We start from the raw sequence: 433 nt of genomic DNA on the forward strand, positions 1-433 counted from the left end.
TGAGACAGAGGAAGTCATCGGTGATCGGGGATACGACAGCAATAAAATCAGACAGTCTCTCGCAGACCGGAACATCACCGGCTATATTCCACCAAAGAAGAACAGGAAATCAAAGCCACCTTACAACTGGCATCTGTATAAAAAGCGCCATCTGATCGAAAACATGTTCGCAAAGCTGAAAGACTGGCGACGGGTGGCAACACGATACGACCGCGGCACTCATACCTTCATGTCCGTAATCCACATCGCAGCAAGCGTCATCTTCTATCTTAAAGAATGAGTCCTGAGCCTAGATGGATCGTGGAGCGAACCTTCGGCTGGGTGACCAGATGGCGGCGTCTGGTTCGGGATTACGAACGTGGAGGGTTCGAAGAACCATGAATTACAGACGTCTTTGCCCGATTTTAGGGGCAGTAGGCTGGCATTGAAGGTT

The 433-nt window shown here is 50.1% G+C and carries 1 protein-coding gene; it reads left to right on the top strand.

Features of this window, described 5'->3' with window-relative positions; all coding sequences use genetic code 11:
- A partial coding sequence (locus AB2L51_RS15085; RefSeq protein WP_395583045.1) for a transposase occupies positions 1–280 on the top strand: 280 nt, incomplete at its 5' end.
- Between the last annotated feature and the right edge of the window lie 153 nt (positions 281–433).

This window comes from Acetobacter fabarum (genome assembly GCF_040702925.2).
GTDB lineage: Bacteria > Pseudomonadota > Alphaproteobacteria > Acetobacterales > Acetobacteraceae > Acetobacter > Acetobacter fabarum_B.